This window comes from Streptomyces sp. NPDC030809, assembly GCF_055572195.1.
Genome location: NZ_JBVIDV010000002.1, coordinates 425,230 through 442,718, shown reverse-complemented (window position 1 = coordinate 442,718; position 17,489 = coordinate 425,230). Strand labels below are relative to the sequence as shown.

The 17,489-nt window shown below is 74.5% G+C and carries 12 protein-coding genes and 3 tRNA genes; 9 read left to right on the top strand and 6 right to left on the bottom strand.

The features are described 5' to 3' along the window. The first annotated feature begins 6 nt into the window (after nucleotides 1-6). Nucleotides 7-663 carry a class F sortase gene (locus ACZ407_RS04625; RefSeq protein WP_468125428.1) on the top strand — a complete coding sequence of 219 codons (657 nt, stop codon included), beginning with the start codon at nucleotides 7-9 and terminating at the stop codon, nucleotides 661-663. 114 nt (nucleotides 664-777) lie between these two features. Here the strand turns inward: ACZ407_RS04625 and ACZ407_RS04620 are convergent. Further along, nucleotides 778-851: transfer RNA gene (locus tag ACZ407_RS04620), tRNA-Lys, on the bottom strand. 170 nt (nucleotides 852-1,021) lie between these two features. Between ACZ407_RS04620 and ACZ407_RS04615 the strand changes: the two genes are divergently transcribed. The 5 genes from ACZ407_RS04615 to ACZ407_RS04595 all read left to right on the top strand — a co-directional run bounded on the left by ACZ407_RS04615 (nucleotide 1,022) and on the right by ACZ407_RS04595 (nucleotide 8,425). After that, entirely contained in the window at nucleotides 1,022-2,470 is a 1,449-nt protein-coding gene (locus ACZ407_RS04615; RefSeq protein ID WP_468125487.1) for a peptidoglycan-binding protein, read from the top strand. A gap of 404 nt (nucleotides 2,471-2,874) precedes the next feature. After that, the gene (locus ACZ407_RS04610; RefSeq protein ID WP_468125427.1) at nucleotides 2,875-5,502 is read left to right on the top strand and encodes an SPFH domain-containing protein; all 2,628 of its coding nucleotides are present in this window, start codon (nucleotides 2,875-2,877) and stop codon (nucleotides 5,500-5,502) included. 292 nt (nucleotides 5,503-5,794) lie between these two features. Further along, nucleotides 5,795-6,382, top strand: a complete 588-nt coding sequence (locus ACZ407_RS04605; protein WP_468125485.1) for a lytic polysaccharide monooxygenase auxiliary activity family 9 protein — start codon at nucleotides 5,795-5,797, stop codon at nucleotides 6,380-6,382. A 129-nt stretch (nucleotides 6,383-6,511) separates the two neighbouring features. Beyond that, nucleotides 6,512-8,275: an AMP-binding protein gene (locus tag ACZ407_RS04600; protein WP_468125425.1), complete on the top strand. Its 1,764-nt coding sequence runs from the start codon at nucleotides 6,512-6,514 to the stop codon at nucleotides 8,273-8,275. Nucleotides 8,276-8,351: 76 nt separating this feature from the next. Then, nucleotides 8,352-8,425, top strand: a tRNA-Lys gene (locus ACZ407_RS04595). A gap of 72 nt (nucleotides 8,426-8,497) precedes the next feature. Here ACZ407_RS04595 and ACZ407_RS04590 read toward each other — a convergent pair. Further along, nucleotides 8,498-9,256 carry an IclR family transcriptional regulator gene (locus ACZ407_RS04590; protein WP_468125423.1) on the bottom strand — a complete coding sequence of 253 codons (759 nt, stop codon included), beginning with the start codon at nucleotides 9,254-9,256 and terminating at the stop codon, nucleotides 8,498-8,500. Between the two features lie 239 nt (nucleotides 9,257-9,495). Here ACZ407_RS04590 and ACZ407_RS04585 point away from each other — a divergent pair, with 239 nt between their 5' ends. Both ACZ407_RS04585 and ACZ407_RS04580 read left to right on the top strand, forming a co-directional pair. Next, entirely contained in the window at nucleotides 9,496-10,578 is a 1,083-nt protein-coding gene (locus ACZ407_RS04585; RefSeq protein WP_468125422.1) for an LLM class flavin-dependent oxidoreductase, read from the top strand. A 259-nt stretch (nucleotides 10,579-10,837) separates the two neighbouring features. After that, nucleotides 10,838-12,547: a glycosyl hydrolase family 18 protein gene (locus tag ACZ407_RS04580; RefSeq protein ID WP_468125420.1), complete on the top strand. Its 1,710-nt coding sequence runs from the start codon at nucleotides 10,838-10,840 to the stop codon at nucleotides 12,545-12,547. 105 nt (nucleotides 12,548-12,652) lie between these two features. On the opposite strand, the gene ACZ407_RS04575 is transcribed toward ACZ407_RS04580, so the two are convergent. After that, complete coding sequence (locus tag ACZ407_RS04575; RefSeq protein ID WP_468125419.1) at nucleotides 12,653-14,470, bottom strand: putative bifunctional diguanylate cyclase/phosphodiesterase; 1,818 nt, start codon at nucleotides 14,468-14,470, stop codon at nucleotides 12,653-12,655. A gap of 321 nt (nucleotides 14,471-14,791) precedes the next feature. Between ACZ407_RS04575 and ACZ407_RS04570 the strand changes: the two genes are divergently transcribed. Next, nucleotides 14,792-16,027, top strand: coding sequence for a M6 family metalloprotease domain-containing protein (locus ACZ407_RS04570; RefSeq protein WP_468125417.1), 1,236 nt, complete (start codon nucleotides 14,792-14,794; stop codon nucleotides 16,025-16,027). An 83-nt stretch (nucleotides 16,028-16,110) separates the two neighbouring features. On the opposite strand, the gene ACZ407_RS04565 is transcribed toward ACZ407_RS04570, so the two are convergent. The 3 genes from ACZ407_RS04565 to ACZ407_RS04555 all read right to left on the bottom strand — a co-directional run bounded on the left by ACZ407_RS04565 (nucleotide 16,111) and on the right by ACZ407_RS04555 (nucleotide 17,426). Next, nucleotides 16,111-16,184: transfer RNA gene (locus tag ACZ407_RS04565), tRNA-Lys, on the bottom strand. Then, nucleotides 16,175-16,855 (bottom strand): bifunctional DNA primase/polymerase, encoded by a 681-nt coding sequence (locus tag ACZ407_RS04560; protein ID WP_468125415.1) that lies wholly within the window; start codon nucleotides 16,853-16,855, stop codon nucleotides 16,175-16,177. The genes ACZ407_RS04565 and ACZ407_RS04560 overlap by 10 nt, the downstream gene beginning before the upstream one ends. Nucleotides 16,856-17,081: 226 nt before the next feature. Then, nucleotides 17,082-17,426, bottom strand: a complete 345-nt coding sequence (locus tag ACZ407_RS04555) for a hypothetical protein (protein WP_468125413.1) — start codon at nucleotides 17,424-17,426, stop codon at nucleotides 17,082-17,084. Nucleotides 17,427-17,489: the final 63 nt, after the last annotated feature.

Below are 17,489 nucleotides of genomic sequence, written 5' to 3'. Positions count from 1 at the left end.
CGCGGGATGGGGGATGAGCCGCGTTCCCCGCTGAGCGGGCGGATGCTGACGGGCCTGGCCTGGGCGGTGCTGGTGCTCGGGCTGTGGCTGTGGGGCCGGGAGATCACCGGTGTGCCGCAGGGCGGTGCGGGTGCGGCGGGCGCGGTGTCCGGCGCCGGGCTGCCGGCCGCGCACGCGCCGATCGCGGGCGATGCGCTGCCGGCCCGGCTGGACCTGCCGGGCATGGGGATCCAGGCGCCGGTGGTCTCCCGCGGGCTGGACCGGGACGGGGCGATCGACCCGCCGCCGTACGACCGGCCGGGCACGGTCGGCTGGTACGGCAGCGGCACCCGGCCCGGGGCGGCTGGCCCGGCCCTGCTGGTGGGCCATGTGGACACGGCGTCCAAGCCGGCCGTCTTCTACGGGCTGAGCACGGTGGAGCCGGGGGACGCGGTCCGGGTGGTGCGGGCGGACGGGCTGGTCGCGCAGTTCACGGTCGAGGACGTGCAGGTCTACGAGAAGGAACGTTTCGACGCGGCGAAGGTCTACGGGCCGAAGGTGCGCGGCCGGGCGGAGCTGCGGCTGATCACGTGCGGGGGTGCGTACGACCGGGTGGCGAAGGAGTACACGGCGAACGTCGTCGTGTCGGCGTACCTGACGGGCGTGAGCGGCACGAAGCGGTGAGCGCGGCGGCGGAAGGCGCTTGTGCAGAACCCTGCTCGTGCAGAACGCGCTCGTGCGGAACGGGCCCGGAAGACGAAGAAGCCCCTCGCTGATGCGAGGGGCTTCTTCTGTCGGTGCGCCGCCAGGGACTCGAACCCCGGACCCGCTGATTAAGAGTCAGCTGCTCTAACCAACTGAGCTAGCGGCGCCTGCTGACAGAGAAAACTCTACCGCACCTGCGGGGGTGCTCCCAACCGAGCCACGCCCGGCTTGTCCGATTAACCCATCTTCGCCCCGTTGTGCGTGCAGTATGTGTGATGGCCGCAACGTTTATGACGAGGATTCAGGGGAGTGGACGGACAGGATGACGACGCAGCGCATGCCGGCACCGGTGTTCCGTGACTACAGACCCGCGGGTGACTGCGCCTGCCCGGGATGCGTGGCGCAGCGCGCGGCCCTGCGGGGCGGCGGGCATCCCGCCGCGCACGGACCGCGCCGGGCACTCGTCCTGGTGACGGCCGCCGGAGTGGTCCTCGGCGGCGGGGGCGCGGCGGCCGCCGCCGACGGGCCCGGGCGGACCGCGGGCCCCGGCGGGGGCCCGGTCTCCGCAACCGTCTCCGGCGCCGACGGTACGGGGAACCCCCAGGGCGCGCCGGCCGGGCTGCACGGTCCGGCCGGGAAGCCTGCCCTGGTGCCGGCCGCCGGCCCGGCCAAGGTGCGGCGCATCGACCGGGCGTCGATCATCAACCGCGCGAAGCTGTGGCTGGACGCCGGGGTCCCGTACAGCATGTCCAAGTACTGGACCGACGGGTACCGGCAGGACTGCTCGGGCTACGTCTCCATGGCCTGGGACCTCGGGACGAACGAGTGGACCGGCAGCCTGGACACCTTCGCCACCCTGATCACCAAGGACGAGCTGCTGCCCGGGGACATCCTGCTGTTCCACAACCCGGCCGACCCGAGCAAGGGCTCGCACGTCACGATCTTCGGCGGCTGGACCGACCACACGCGGACGTACTACACGGCGTACGAGCAGACCCCGCCGAACGTGCGCAAGCAGGCGACCCCGTACGGCTACTGGAACAACGCCGCGAAGTACCTCCCGTACCGCTACAACGGGGTGAGCGGCCTCCCCGCCGACCCGGGCCCCGCGCCGGCACCGGGCCCGGCCCCGGCCGCCGCGAGCGGTACGGCGCCGGGGGCGTACCCGGGGCGGTGGACCTTCGGACCGGGCGCGAAGAACGGGTACGTCAGCCGGCTCGGCCAGATGCTCATCGCACGCGGCGGCGCCCGCTTCTACACCACCGGCCCGGGGCCGCGGTGGACCGAGGCGGACCGGCAGGCCACCCGCGCCTTCCAGCGGGCCCAGGGCTGGACCGGCCCCGCAGCGGACGGTCTCCCCGGCCCGGCGACCTGGCGCCTGCTGGTCCGCAAGCAGGGCCGCGACATCCCGCGGGCCCTGTCCCCCGGGCGCCCCGCCCCCGGATCCACCGGCACCGGCACCGGCTCCGGGCGTCCCGCTCCAGCTCCCGGGCATGCCGGCACCGGCTCCGGGCGTCCCGCCCCCGGTCCGCTCGCCAAGGCGCCGGTGCCCGCGTACCCCGGGGCCGCGGTCTTCCGCCCCGGCAGCATGCACCCGGCGGTCGCCGCGCTCGGCAGGCAGCTGGTGAAGAAAGGCTTCGGCAAGCACTACACCTCGGGCCCCGGCCTCGTCTGGAGCGAGGCGGACCGCCGCAACGTGGAGGCCTTCCAGCGCGCCCAGGGCTGGCGCGGCTCCGCAGCGGACGGCCACCCCGGCCCGGAAACCTGGCGAAGGCTCTTCGCGTGACGGAGGCACCCGTGTACCCCACCCGCACCACATCCACCACCGGCACCATGACCTGGCACCCCGCCCCCGGCCCGTGGATCCCGGCCCGCCCCGGCCCGGGGCGCCCGGCCGCCTCCCCGGCCCCGGCGGCCCTGGCCCCCTCGGCTCCGGCGCCCGCACCTGCGCTGGACCCCGCACCCGCGTGGGAAATCGCCCCTGCATCCGCGCCCGCGCCCGACCTCGTGTCCGTACGCGTGCCTGCCGCCACGCCCGACTCCGTTCCCGGCAGCCCGACTCCGTCCGCATCGTGCACCGGGCCCCTGCGGGGCGACTCCGACGCCGCGGGGCGAAATCAAGCCTCGCCGGCGATCGAGGCGCGGGGGTCCGGGGGTGGAGCCCCGGCAGGGCGGGTGCAGGGCGTGCGGGTGGGTGTACCCGCGGCCGCCACCCCCGTGGCGACCGCGCTCGCCCCCGCCCCCCGCGCGTCCGCGGACGCCGAACCGTCGGCTGCCCAGCAGAGGGAGCCGGCCGCGGCCCGCGCCGGTGCCACCGCGGGCCCGGCGGCCTGCCGTACCGCCGCCCCGGGCACGGGCGCCGCTGCCGCCCCGCCCGCTGCCGCCCCGCCCGCGGGCGCCTCGGAGCCGCCCGCAGCCGCGGTACCGGAATGCCGGGCCGGCGGACCGGCGAGCCGGGCGCCCGAAGGCACACCCGACCAGGCCCTCCGCGACCCCGCCGCGGGCGCCCGCCCCGACACGGGCCCGACCGGCCCGGCGCAGGACCACCCCGCAGCCGTCCGCACCCCCGCGGGCGGACCGGACGAGAGCTCCCGCGGCGCGGCCCCGGCCGCCACGGGGTGCATCCCCGGAACCCGTACGGACGCTCCGGCCGTCGGCACGCACCGGACGGGCGGCGGCCTGCCCCTCGGGGACCCCGCAGCTCCGGTCGCCTCACCACCCTCTGCACCCACCCCAGCGGCGCTCGGCGCCCCTGCCCTGCCTTCAGGCCCCGGCTCCCGCCGGGCGGACGGCCCGCCCGCCCCGGGTGCCCCCGAGCCGAAGGCCGAGGCCGAGGCGGAGGCCCGGACCGAGGCCCACCCCCCGGCCCCGGGGGGCGACCAGGCCCCGGCTCAGGTCCACGCGGTGGCCAGGGCGCAGATCGAGACCAAGGCCCATGCGCCGGTCGAGGCGGTCACCACGGCGGAGGCTGCCGCCGAGGCCCAGGCCGAGGCCCAGGCCCCGGCCCCGGCCCCGGCCCATGCCCGGCCCCAGGCAGTGGCGCGGGTCCAGGCGGAGCGCCAGGCCCATGCTCCGGTTCAGGCAGTGGCCCGTGCCCGGGACCGGGCGCAGGTCCAGGCGGATGCCCAGGCCGGGGCGCACGCGCAGGACCGGGTCCAGTCCGAGGCACAGTCCCCGGTCCGGTCGGAGCCCCCGGCCCAAGCCCAGCACCCGGACGCAACCGGCCCCACCCCGCTCCCCGGTGTCGGCGCACCCGCCGCGGGAACGGCAGCCCCGCAAGGCGAAGCGACCGCGCCCCTGGGCCCGCCCGCCCCGCACGGCGAAGCGACCACGCCGCTCGGCACGCCCGCCCCGCACGGCGAAGCGACCACGCCGCTCGGCACGCCCGCCCCGCAAGGCGAAGCGACCGCGCCCCTGGGCCCGCCCGCCCCGCACGGCGAAGCGACCACGCCGCTCGGCACGCCCGCCCCGCAAGGCGAAGCGACCACGCCCCTGGGCACGCCCGCCCCGCAAGGCGAAGCAACCGTTCTCCTGTCCGTCGTGGACGCTGCCGACCAGGGGGGCGGGGCGGCCGGTCCGGCCCTCGGCGCACCCGCTTCCTCCCGATCGGGCGACGGGCCGGCCGGCGGCCTGCGGGACGACGACACGCAGGGGCTGCCGGTCGTGGTTCTCGGGGCCGTGCCCGACGCGGCCGCCCCGGCGGGGCGGGGGCACGGGGTGCCCGGCCCCCCGCGGCACGTGATCCGGACTGCGGCCGCCACCGAGATCCCCGTGCACCTGCTGTTCCGGGACGGCTCCGGGGTCCCGGCCGGGAGCGTGCCGGTCCCGGCCGCCGCCCCCCGCCCGGCGGAACGGCGGACCCCCCTCCCGGCCCCGCCCCGCCCCGCAGCCGCACCCCCGCCCCGCCGCCCCGCGCCCCCCGCCGATCCGCAGCTGCGCGAGCGGCCCGGCCCGGTGCTGCCCGGGTGGGCGGCGGTCGCGGTCGGCGGCGCCGCGCTCGCCGGGGTCGCGGCCGTGTTCGCGCGGGCCGGCGCGCTCCCCGCCCGCGCGGAGCGCGCGTTCGGCCTCGCCGTGCGCCCGCACCACGCGTCGCTCGGCGTCCTGGACTGGGCGGCGTTCGCCGCCCTCGGCGTGCTCGCGCTGCTCGCCCTCGGCGGGCTCGGCCGCGGCCGGGCCGGGCACGCCTGGGTGCTGACCCTCTTCGGCCGCTACCGCGGCACCGTCCGCCGTACCGGTCTGGTCTGGGTGAGCCCCCTCCTCCTGCGCCGCCGCGTGGACGTACGCCTGAGGCACTGGCGCAGCGAGCCAATGCCCGCGGTGGACGCGGGCGGCCTGGCCCTGCGGGTGGTCGTACAAGTGGTGTGGCGGGTGGAGGACTGCGCCCGCGCCACCCTCGCCGTGGCGGACCACACCGCGTACCTGGCCGAGCAGGTCGAGGCGGCCATGGCCCGGGTGCTGTCCCAGCTGCCGGCCGACGCCTTCCACGAGGACGCGCCCACCCTGCGCGACGCCGAGGCGGTCGGCGACGCCCTCACCCGGCTGCTCGCGGCCGAGACCGAGGCCGTCGGCATCGACGTGTTCTCCGCGCAGCCGATCCGCATCGAGTACGCCCCCGAGGTCGCGGCCGCCATGCAGCGCCGCCGGGTGGCGGCCATCGACGCCAAGCACCGGGACAGCGTGCTGGGTTCGGTGGTGGACGCCGTCGAGGACACCGTCCGGCGGCTGACCAGCCGCGGGATCGTGGAGCTCGACGACTACGAGCGGAAAGCCCTCGTCAAGGACCTCACGGTGGCCTTCTACACCGGCCGCCAGGAGTAGCCCCCGGGCCCCGGCGCCCCCGTCCCGGCCGTCCCGCCTGCGCCCCGCGCACCGCCCGCCAGATCCCGTCCCGCAGCCGCAGCGGCCGGACCCCGACCGGGGTCCGGCCGTTCCCGCATTGGTATGGACATGGCCAACTCCCGTCAATAATCTGAGACTTGGGACTTGGTCTAGACCTGAAAGCGCGGACGCGCGCCCACGGACTCCCCTCCGGGCCTCCCCATCCCCGGCACCCCCCCCACGTTCGAGGAGCATCATGCGTCACACCCTCATATCCCGTACCCCGGGCGGCCTGCGCACCGGCTCCACCGCGCTCGCCCTCGGACTGGTCCTCGGCGCCACCGTCCTCGTGGCCCCCACGGCCGAGGGCCACGGCTACACCGACCAGCCCATCAGCCGCCAGAAGCTCTGTCAGAACAAGACCGTCTCCGACTGCGGCCCCATCCAGTGGGAGCCCCAGAGCGTCGAGGGCTACAAGGGCTTCCCGGCGGCCGGCCCCGCCGACGGCAAGATCTGCGCCGGCGGCCACAGCGAGTTCGCCCAGCTCGACGACCCCCGCGGCGGCGCCTGGCCGGCCACCCAGGTCACCAGCGGCCAGAGCTACAACTTCCGCTGGCAGTTCACCGCCAACCACTCCACCACGGACTTCCGCTACTACGTCACGAAGAACGGCTGGGACCCCACCAAGCCCCTCACCCGCGCCGCCCTGGACCCGGCCCCCTTCCTGACCGTCGCCTACAACGGCGCCCGCCCGGCCATGACCACCGTCCACCAGGGCACGATGCCCGCGGGCAAGACCGGCCGGCACATGATCCTCGCCGTCTGGACGGTCAACGACACGCCGATGGCCTTCTACGCCTGCTCCGACGTGAAGTTCTGACGGGACCGGCCTCCCCGCCACCCCGTCCCTGCCGCCGTCCCCGTCCCCGTCCCCGTCCCCCCGCCCGTCCCCGTCGCCCCGTCCCCGCCGTCTTCATTTCCGACGGGGCGTCAGCTATCGTCCGGCGCCATGCCGACCAGCAGCCGTCCGAGCGGCGGCACGGGCGCGGCGGAGACCGTCGCGGAGCTCGTCCTGCGCCAGTGGGGCGACCACCGGACCGGCCTGAGGGACCACGGCACCGCCCTCAGCCACCACCGGGCCGCCGCGGAATCCGCCGCCCGCGCCGCGCTCCTCGTCGACCTCCTGCCCCGCGAGGCCGAACCGCACCTCGGGATCCTGCTCGACAACACCCCCGAGTTCCCGCTGTGGCTCGGCGCGGCGGCCCTCGCCGGGGCCGCCGTCGCCGGCATCAACCCCACCCGCCGCGGCCCCGAGCTGGCCCGCGACATCCTGCACACCGACTGCCGCATCCTGCTCACCGAGCCCGCCCACCTGCCGCTCCTCGACGGCCTCGACCTCCCCGGCGTACGGATCCTCGTCACCGGCACCGAGGAGTACGCCGCCCTGCTCGCCCCGTACGCGGCGGCCGTGCCGGGCGAGGCCGTGCTCCGCCGGGGCGGGCCGGTCCCGGGGGACCGGCTCCTGCTCTACTTCACCTCCGGCTCCACGGGAGCGCCCAAGGCCGCCCTGTGCAGCCAGGGCCGCCTCGCGCACGCCGGCGCCGCCCTCGCGCACCGCTTCCGCGTCACCCCCGAGGACGTCCACTACATCTGCATGCCGATGTTCCACGGCAACGCCGTGATCGCCGACTGGGCCCCGGCCCTGTACGCGGGCGCCGGCATCGCCCTGCGCCGCCGCTTCTCCGCCTCCGCCTTCCTCGACGACGTGCGCCGCTTCGGGGCCACGTACTTCACCTACGTGGGCCGGGCCGTGCAGTACCTGCTGGCCACTCCGCCGCGCCCCGACGACCGCGAGCACCCCCTGCGCACCGGCTTCGGCACGGAGGCGGGGGCCGTGGACGCGGCCCGCTTCGCCGAGCGCTTCGGGGTGCCGCTCGTCGAGGGCTACGGCTCCTCCGAGGGCGGGGCCGCCATCCAGCGCACCGACGACACCCCGCCCGGGGCCGTCGGCCGCGCCGCGCCCGGCGACGACCTCGCCGTGGTGGACCCCGGCACCGGGCGGGAGCGCCCGCCCGCCCGCACCGGCCCCGGCGGCGAGCTGCTCGGGGTGGCCGAGGCCATCGGGGAGCTGGTCAACCGCGGCCGCAGCCCCTTCGAGGGGTACTGGCGCAACCCGGAAGCCGAGGCCGAGCGGCTGCGCGGCGGCTGGTACTGGACCGGCGACCTGTTCTTCCGCGACCAGGCCGGCTTCCTCTACTTCGCCGGCCGCACCGACGACCGGCTGCGCGTGGACAGCGAGAACCTCGCCGCCGCCATGATCGAGAACATCCTCGCCCGCTGGTCCGACGCGGCCGCCGTCGCCGTCTACGCGGTCCCCGACGAGGTCGCGGGGGACCAGGTGATGGCCGCCCTCGCGCTGCGCCCGGGCGCGGCCTTCGACCCGGAGGCCTTCGCGGCCTTCCTCGCGGCCCAGCCGGACCTCGGCACCAAGATGGCCCCGCGCTACCTGCGGATCCTGCCCTCGATGCCGGTCACCGCCACGCACAAGGTGCACCGGTCCGCCCTCCGCCGCGCGGCCTTCCTCCCGGAGCCCGCACCGCCCCCGCCCCCGCAGCCCGCTCACCCCGCACCGCCCGGGCAGCCCGGGCCGCCCGGCGAGGTCTGGTGGCGCCCCGCGGGCAGCCCCGGCTACCGCCCGCTCACCCCCGCCGACCTGGCCGCCCTGCTCGCGGCGTACGAGGACCGGGGGCGCGCGGGTCTGCTGGGGCGCTAGACGCCTCCCGGGAGCCCCGGGGCGGGGGTGGTCACGAGCACCCCTCGGGACCAGGTAGTATTTTCTCTGTCAGCAAGCGCCGCTAGCTCAGTTGGTTAGAGCAGCTGACTCTTAATCAGCGGGTCCGGGGTTCGAGTCCCTGGCGGCGCACCTGATCTTCGGGCGGTTTCCGGTTCACCGGGAACCGCCCGAAGTGCTTTCCGGCTCCTGCCCCGCCGCGCCCTACAGGCTCAGCGACAGCAGCAGGGGCGCGGCCTTCCGGTTCAGGGTGTCGGCCGCGGCCCGCAGCCGGTGCGCGTGCTCGACCGGGAGCGACAGGGCCAGGCAGCCCACCGCCGAGCCCGCGGTGATCGGGACCGCCGCGCAGACCGTCCCCACCGCGTACTCCTGGAGGTCCAGCATCGGCACGGTGGCCGGCTGCGAATCCAGCTTCGAGAACAGCACCTTCTCGTTCGTGATCGTCCGCGAGGTCAGCCGGGCGATCTTGTGCCGGGAGAGGTGGTCGCGCCGGCCGTTGAGGTCGAGCTGCGTGAGCAGGCACTTGCCCACCGCGCTCGCGTGCGCCGCCGACCGGAAGTCCACCCACTCGTGGACCTTGGGCGTCTGCGGGCCGTCCGCGACCCCGGTGATCTGCACCTCGCCGTCCACGTACCGGCTGATGTAGACGGCGGCGCCGACCGTGTCCCGGAGCCGGTCCAGGGCGCTCTGGAGCTTCTGCCGCAGGGCCTCCTGCCGGTCCACCCCCGAGCCCAGCAGGACCAGGGAATCGCCTATCGCGTACGCGCCCTCCGACACCTGGAGCACGTACCCCTCGCGGCGCAGCATCAGCAGTAACGGGGCCAGGTGGGCGGTGGGCAGTCCGGTCTCGCGGGCGATCTGGGCGTCGGACACACCCCCGGTGTGCCGAGAGATCGTTTCGAGTACGCGAAGGGCGTACTGCACCGAATGGAACGGCGCGGTCGGCTCCGGCTTCAGCGCCACGGCTCCCCCTAGCAGGTTGTTACCGCTTGCCTTCCCACGATAGCCAGCAAAAAGCCGATGTGGAGCGCCTGTTGAGCAGATTGCCGGAGCAACCGGCCCGCTGGGCAGGGATTCATCGGATTGGCATATGCCTAGGTCATGCCACGTGCCGCCGGCCGCGGGGGAATGGGAGCCGCCCGGAGTCTGTTCGACCTGTTCGTACGGATTCGGCGGCGCGGAGAGAGCGGGCGGAAGCGGTCATGGCGGTTGCACAGCGTGAGGACATCCGGGGCAAAGCGGAAGGGCGGGCCCCGGTGCCCCTGTCCGTCCTCGATCTCGTGACGGTGGGCAGCGGCGGCAGCGCGGCCGCCTCCCTCCGCACCAGCGTGGCGCTCTCCCGGCTCGCCGAGTCGCGCGGCTACCACCGGCACTGGGTGGCCGAGCACCACTCCATGCCCGGTGTGGCCAGTTCCTCGCCCGCCGTGATCCTGGCCCACCTCGCCGCCCACACCAGCCGGATCCGGCTCGGCTCCGGCGGGGTGATGCTCCCCAACCACGCCCCGCTGGCCGTCGCGGAGCAGTTCGGCACCCTGGAGGCACTCGCCCCCGGGCGCATCGACCTGGGCCTCGGCCGCGCCCCCGGCACCGACGGCGGCACCGCGGCCGCCCTGCGCGGCGCGGCCCGCCCCGACCCCGGCGGCGAGGAGTTCCCGCGGCAACTCGCCGAGCTGACCCGGTTCCTCGACGACGACTTCCCCGACGGCCATCCGTACGCCCGGGTCCACGCGGTCCCCGGCCCCGTGCAGGGGCCCACCGGAAGGCCGCCCCTGTGGCTGCTCGGCTCCTCCGGATTCAGCGCCCGGCTGGCCGGCGGGCTGGGGCTGCCGTTCGCCTTCGCCCACCACTTCTCGGCCGCCAACACCGTGCCCGCGCTCGACCTCTACCGCGAGTCCTTCCGCCCTTCGGCCGTCCTCGACGCCCCGTACGCGGTCATCGGGGTCTCGGTGCTCGCCGCGGACGAGGAGCGGGAGGCGCGGCGGCAGGCCATGACCGGGGCGCTGTCCATGCTCCGGCTGCGCACCGGCCGCCCCGGCCTGATCCCGACCCCCGAGGAGGCGGCGGCGTACGACTACTCCCCGGCGGAGCGGGAGTTCGTGGACGGCTGGCTGCGCAACGTCGTGCACGGGACCCCGGAGCAGGTGCGCAAGGGCCTCGACGCACTGGTGGCGCGGACCGGCGCGGACGAGCTCATGCTCACGTCCAACGCCCACGGCGGGGAGGCGCGTCTGCGGTCCTACGAGCTCGTCGCAGATGTGTACGGGCTGCCGGGCGGGGCCGGCTGAGCCGTCAACGGGGTGCGAACGGGGATTGGCTGGTTTGTTGCCAAAACCTGTCGCCCGGCCACCTGAAGAGATCCTTAAACCGCTCGTCACCGGGGGTGGCGGGCGGTTTCTGCTGTCCGCCCACCTCTCTGACCGGCCCTTTTGCCTTCCAGCTGGTCTAGTCCTTATTTGGCCTGAACCATTGACGCGGTCATGGCGCGGCGGCTATCACTCTCCTCAACACGTGGCCCCCCACCCCTCCCAACTCCGGAGGCAGTTCATGCACATCCGTAAACCGCTGCTCGCGGCCGCCACCACCGCCGCGCTTGCCGCCGGAGCGCTGGCCGGTTTCGCAGGACTCACCACGGCCGAGGCGGCCGACACCTCGGCCACCGCCGCCGCCGCCGGCGGTGTGAAGATCGCCTACTACGACCAGTGGAGCGTGTACGGCAACGCCTTCTACCCCAAGCACCTCGACACCCGGGGCATAGCGGGCAAGCTGGACGTCATCAACTACTCGTTCGGCAACATCCACCCCACCAACCTCACCTGTTTCGAGGCCAACAAGGCGGCCGGCGACGACAACAACCCGAACGCCGGCGACGGCGCGGGCGACTCGTACGCCGACTACCAGAAGTCCTTCAGTGCGGCCGACAGCGTGGACGGCGTGGCCGACAAGTGGGACCAGCCGATCGTGGGCGTCTTCAACCAGTTCAAGGAACTGAAGGCGAAGTACCCCCACCTGAAGATCAACATCTCCCTCGGCGGCTGGACGTACTCGAAGTACTTCCACGACGCGGCGCTCACCGACGCCAGCCGGAAGAAGTTCGTCTCCTCCTGCATCGACCAGTACATCAAGGGCAACCTGCCCGTCGAGGGCGGCTTCGGCGGCCCGGGCACCGCGGCCGGCATCTTCGACGGCATCGACATCGACTGGGAGTACCCCGGTTCCTCCGGCGGCCACCTCGGCAACCACTACGGACCCGAGGACAAGGCCAACTTCACGCTCCTGCTGAAGGAGTTCCGCACCCAGCTCGACGCGTACGGAGCGGCCAACGGCGGCAAGAAGTACCTGCTGACCGCGGCCCTCCCGGCCGGCCAGGACAAGATCAAGTACATCGAGACGGACAAGATCGGCGCGTACCTCGACTACGCGAACATCATGACGTACGACATGCACGGCGCCTGGGACGGCGACGGGCCGACGTACCACCAGTCCCCGCTGTACTCGGGCACCAACGACCCGACCGACCCGATCGCTCCGGGCACCGAGAAGTACAGCATCGACAACGCGATCGACTCCTGGATCGACGGCAACCCGGCCTACGGCATCGCGGGCGGCTTCCCCGCGAACAAGCTGACCCTGGGCTACGAGTTCTACTACCGCGGCTGGAAGGGCGTCCCGGCCGGCACCGCCAACGGCCTCGCCCAGCCCGCGACCGGCGCCTCCGGGGCCCGTCCCACCAGCCAGCAGGCCGGCATCGCGCTGTACAAGGAGCTCGGCGGGATCGTCGACAACCCGGCGACCACCTTCTGGGACGACCAGGCCAAGGCCTCGTACTTCTACAAGGACGGCGAGTGGTTCACCGGCCTCAACCAGAAGTCGGTGCAGGCCCGGGTCGACTACGGCAAGCAGCGCGGCCTCGCCGGCGCGATGATGTACTCGCTCCTCGGCCTCGACGCCAACACCACCCTGCTGAACCAGATCTCGGACGCCCTCGGCGGCACCACCCAGCCGCCGACCACCCCGCCCACCACGCCTCCCACCACCCCGCCGACCACTCCGCCCACGACGCCGCCCACCACGCCTCCGACCACCCCGCCGACCACGGGCTGCACCGCTCCGGCGTACGTCGCGGGCACCGTCTACACCGGCGGCACCCAGGTCTCCCACAAGGGCCGCACCTGGAAGGCCAAGTGGTGGACGCAGAACGAGGAGCCCGGCACCACCGGCGAGTGGGGCGTCTGGCAGGACCTCGGCGCCTGCTGATCCCCCCCACCGCGCGCCGGGCGAAGGGCCGCCCCGCACCCTCCTTCCGGGGTGCGGGGCGGTCCCGTCCGCGCATCCGGCCGCCGCCGGCCCTCCGGCGGCGACTCAGCCCGGCTGCGACTGCACGCTGCGGGAGCCGATCATCTCGGCGATCCGCTCCGGTGCCACCGCCCGCGAGTACAGCCAGCCCTGGCCCGTGTCGCAGCCCACCCGGCGCAGCCGCGCCGCCTGCCCGGCGGTCTCCACGCACTCGGCGGTGACCGTCAGGCCGAGCCGGTGCGCCAGCTGCACCATGGCCTCCACGATCGTCTCGTCCGCCGGATTGGGGTGCGCCCCCTCCTCGTAGCGGAAGCCGCGGACGAACGAGCCGTCCAGCTTGAGGACCGACACCGGCAGCCGGCTCAGGTAGGCGAGGTTCGAATAGCCGGTCCCGAAGTCGTCGATGGCGATCCGCACGCCCATGTCGCTGAGCTCCTGCAGGGCCTGCAACGGGCGGCCCGCCGAGCCCATCACCGCCGACTCGGTCAGCTCCAGCTGGAGCAGCTCGGGTGCCAGGCCCGTCTCGGCGAGGATCGCGGCCACGTCGCCCACCAGATCCGAGTCCCAGACCTGCCGGACGGCCACGTTCACGCTGACGAACACCGGGCTCTCGGAGGGGTGGTCGAGCTGCCACCGGCGGGCCTGCCGGCACGCCGTCCGCAGCACCCACCGCCCCAGCTGCACGATCGACCCGTCCTCTTCCGCAATTCCGATGAACCGATTCGGCGTCAGCGTGCCGAACTGCGGGTGGTTCCAGCGCACCAGCGCCTCCACCCCGCGCACCGCCCCGCTCTCCAGGTCCACCAGCGGCTGGTACTCCAGCTCGAACTCCCCGCGCTCCACGGCGGGCCGCAGGGTCGAGGACAGGGCCTGCCGGGTCATCCGGTGGGCGTTGCGCTCGGGGTCGAAGAGCGTCCAGCGGGCCTTGCCGTCGGCCTTCGCCCAGTACAGCGTGGTGTCGGCCATCTGCATCAGGGCGGTCGCCGAGGTGCCGTCGGTGGCCCGTTCCACCACCCCGATCGAGGCGGATACGGAGAGCCGCTGCCCGGCCAGGTCGAAGGGCTCCTGCACGACCGCCAGCACCGACCGCGCCAGCTCGGCGAGTTGCTCGGTGCCCGTGGAGTCCTCGACGAGCAGGGCGAACTCGTCCCCGCCCAGCCGGGCCACCAGGTGCCCGCCGCTGCGCCCGAACCCGGCCTGGTCCGCGCAGTGCGTCAGCCGGGCCGCCACCGCCGTCAGCAGCCGGTCCCCGACCCGGTGCCCGAGGGTGTCGTTCACGGCCTTGAACCCGTCGAGGTCCAGGTAGCACAGCCCGATCCGGCCCGTGCCGCCGTTCTCGTACGCGGAGGACTCCAGCGCCGCCGAGACCCGCTCGAAGAACAGGGCCCGGTTGGGCAGCCGGGTCACCGGGTCGTGCATCTGCAAGTGCCGCAGCCGGGCCTGGAGATCGCGCCGGTCGCTGATGTCAGCGACCGACATCAGCACGTCCCGGGTGCCCGGGACCGGCCCGAGGGTGACCTCCGTCCACAGCGAGTGCCCGTCCGGATGCTTGAGCCGGCGGGTGCAGCGCAGCCGGGCCTGCCGCCCGCGGAGCACCTCCAGGTACGCCTGCCAGGTACGGGCCTCCGCGCCGAGGTCCACGAGCTCGGCCGCGGACTGCTCGACGAGGGAGTGCGGCTCGGCGCCCAGCAGTTGGGCCAGGGCGTGGTTGGCCGCCACCACCAGTCCGTCGCGGTCCACGACGGCCATGGCGAGGTGTGCCGCGTTGAAGGCGGCCCGGTAGTCGCGCAGTTCGGCGGGCGACCGACCGGTGAAGTGACGCTCCGTAGTGGTTCCCCGGGGGCTGTCGGCCGCTGAACGGGGTCCTTCCGATGTTCCGCTCACCGCTCGCTCCCGGTGTCCGCGCAGGAAAGTGTGCCGATCATAGAGGCACCCCGGTGCCCTATCCAGCCGCAGGGCCGTCGCCGGGGGGTGGTGGCCGGCCGGTCCGGGGGCCCGCGAAAGCCCGGATAGATCGTTTCTGCGCGGCCGTGCCCGGCCCTGAACGGCCCTGTCCGTCACTCGATCGAATGTGACGTTCCGTGATGTTCACGGTGGTCAGCGGCGTGGGCTCGTGCTCACTCGTGTGGGGCACTGGAACAGGACAACACCTTGCATATCGGCACAAGGTGGTGGGGATGTCCCGAACCCCCACCGGAGGTCCACGTGCCGCGACAGCAGACACCCGGGGGAGTGGAGCGCGCCCGCGTCCGCAGTGCGGCGGCGGCGCTCACCTCCCTGACGGCACTCGCCGCCATGTCGCTCGTCGCCGGACCCGCGGTCGCCGCCCCCCGGGGCGGCCCCTGCGCCCTGACCCGCACCGCGGCCCACCACTCGCTGGGCGTGGACACCTGGAACCCCGCCTACCCGCGCCCGGTGCGCACCCTGAACGCGGTGATGGTCTTCCTGTCCTTCCCGGACGCCCGCCCGCACACCACCCCCGAGGAGCTCACCGGCGACTACTTCCCCGAGACCAGCCGGTTCTTCGAGCGGGCCTCCTACGGGAGGTTCCGGCTCGTGCCGCACCCGGGGAAGGAGTGGGTCCGGATGCCCCGGCCCTCCACGGCCTACCGCATAAAGCGGGACTGGGCCCCCGAGGACCGCGCCGCCTACCTGCGCGACGCGGTGGCCACCGCCGACAAGGCGGTGGACTTCAGCCGCTACGACATCGTCTACTTCGTCGCCGACCCGGACGCCCCGGGCGTGGACTCCGACGCCACGAAGGTCGTCAACTTCGACCGGCCGATCCGCGCGGACGGCTCCGACCTGCACCGCATCGTCACCGTCTTCGAGCAGCACCCGCCGGACCGCAACGTCCTCGCCCACGAGACCGGGCACGTCTTCGACCTGCCCGACCTCTACCACCGGCCCACCGACGGCAAGGGCGACTGGGACACGTACGTCGGCGACTGGGACGTCATGGGCAGCCAGTTCGGGATGGCGCCCGACCTCTTCGCCTGGCACAAGTGGAAGCTGGGCTGGCTGGACCCGGGCCAGGTGGACTGCGTGCAGGGCGGCACCTCCCTGCACACCCTCCAGTCCCTCGGCGCGCCGGGTGTGCCCGGGGCCCGCGGCGGCACCCGGCTCGCGGTGGTCCGCACCGGCGAGGACACCGCGATCGCCATCGAGGCGCGCGGCTCGGCCGGCAACGACGAGGACACCTGCACGGAGGGCGTGCTGATCTACCGCGTCCGCAACGAGGCGCCCTCGGGCGGCGGTCCGGTCGAGGTGCTGGACACCCATCCCGGCACCGAGGCCTGCTGGGACGACTCGGTCTTCCCGGCGCTCGCCGACGCACCCCTGGAGGTGGGGGAGACGTACACGGTGCCCGGGGACGGGATCCGCGTGGAGGTGGCCGACCGGACCCCCTCCGGGGACTGGACCGTCAAGATCACCACATGATCCGCTCCCGGCCGGGCCGATCGCGGAGCGCGTGCCGGAACACGAAGAAGCCCCTCGCTGATGCGAGGGGCTTCTTCCGTCGGTGCGCCGCCAGGGACTCGAACCCCGGACCCGCTGATTAAGAGTCAGCTGCTCTAACCAACTGAGCTAGCGGCGCCTGCTGACGTCGTAGACATTAGCATCCGGACCGGCGGAAGGAAAAATCGATACCCGCACCGCCGCAGCCGAGGCCGTACGGGCGGCTCGGACGCAGGCCCACAGCAGCACCTCGGGGCCCGGGAGCCAGGGCTGCCTGCTGTCCGGTGCCACCAGCCAGCGCGAAGCCGCCCGCCCGCCGCCCACCGGGGCGCTCAGGGCGGGGACGGCCACCGCGTCCCCGCGGCCGTGGCACAGCAGGGCCGGGATGGCCTCGCCCCACTCCTCCCAGTCGAGCAGTGCGGGCAGCCGGTGGGCCGTGCCGGGCGCGGCGAACAGCAGCATCCGTCCGCGGTGCACGGCCACCGGGCCCGAGCCCGGGCCTTCCTCCCAGAGCCGGTCCAGCATCCGGCGCCCGAACACCGCGGGCACGTTCACGACGTCGAATGCGGAACCACAGGGCAGCACCGCGGGCGCCGTGGGGCGCGATTCCCAGAGGGAGAGGGTGCTGCGGGGGTAGGGGGAGGCGGACGAGAGCCACGCGGCGCCGGGCGGGGTCACGTGGGCGGCGGCGTGCCGGCCGAACCCCTCCGCCTCCAGCAGCCCGAACAGATCGGCCTCGTCGGCGCCCAAGGCGGCCTGACACCCGGTGGCCGGTTCGTCTCGCGTCTCGTCTCGCACCCAGGAGCTCATGCACCCTAGGTTTACCGGCCGTGGTGATTCCGTTCCAAGGAGTTGCGCAAAACCCGGACAGGACACCACGGGGTGGGGTATCTTCCGCCCCGGCATATGCCAGTGGCGCCCTCGCGCGCATGTTCGCGACGTCACCCGGTCCTGGTGTTCGGCCGGTCATTCCGGTTGCGCGTTCGGCCCGTCACCCCGGCCCTGCCCGTACCCCCGTACCCTCCGGATCCCCCGGTCAGGCGGGGTCGTGCTTGCCGCTCAGCAGGCCGCGGCCGAATTCGATCATCCGGTCGGCGTAGTCCTCGGTCCAGTCCGCCCGGGCCGCGATCTCCGCCGGGGGCATGCTGTCGAACCGCCGCGGGTCCGCCAGCTGGGCCGCCGCCAGGGCCTGGAACTCCATGGCCCGGTCCTGCGCGGCCCGGAAGGCGAGGGTCAGCTCCGTGGCCCGCGCCAGCAGCTCGCCCGGGTCCTCGATGGACTCCAGGTCGAAGAAGTGCTCCGGGTCCGCGGCGGCCTCCGAGGGCTCGAAGAGCAGCGGCGCGGGCCGCAGCCTCCGCTCGGTCCGCTCGGGCTCTGCCATGCGATTCCTCCGGCTGGTCGTCTGCGTACGGGTGGCACGGCGAGGGGCGCCGCGCCGGCCGGC